Source organism: Planococcus beijingensis (genome assembly GCF_016820615.1).
Taxonomy (GTDB): domain Bacteria; phylum Bacillota; class Bacilli; order Bacillales_A; family Planococcaceae; genus Planococcus; species Planococcus notacanthi.
This window is the reverse complement of record NZ_JADHDZ010000021.1, coordinates 1-364: the sequence shown is the minus strand read 5'-3', so window position 1 is coordinate 364 and position 364 is coordinate 1. Positions and strand designations below refer to the sequence as shown.

Below are 364 nucleotides of genomic sequence, written 5' to 3'. Positions count from 1 at the left end.
GCTGCTTAACTTATCTTGAAAAGCTTTAGAAGTTACAATTTTATCTACTAATTTATCAAGGGTGCCATAACATTTTTCTACTTCAGGCAAGTGATAAAATGTGCTCGTTGTTTCAAAGTTGTTAATTGCCCTATCTTCTGAGTAAAGAAATATTCTCTTCTTTTGTCCCAGTGCGATGCCCAACTCAATATGGGTACCTTTTCCTCCTGGCAACAAGACGACAATCAAGTCCGATTCTATTACAGCCTTCATTTCATGCTGACCAATCTCTCGCAAGTCTTCCAATGTGGATGGCCGTTCTTCATTGGCGTTTGCATTCTTCGTCCAATCGTAAGAATGAAGGTATCCTTTGCCTATTAATCGG

At 39.3% G+C, this 364-nt stretch carries 1 protein-coding gene; it reads right to left on the bottom strand.

Annotated elements, in window-relative coordinates; genetic code table 11:
• The coding region (locus IRE19_RS18385; protein WP_203341461.1) for a nucleoside 2-deoxyribosyltransferase at nucleotides 1-364 on the bottom strand (364 nt) is incomplete at both ends.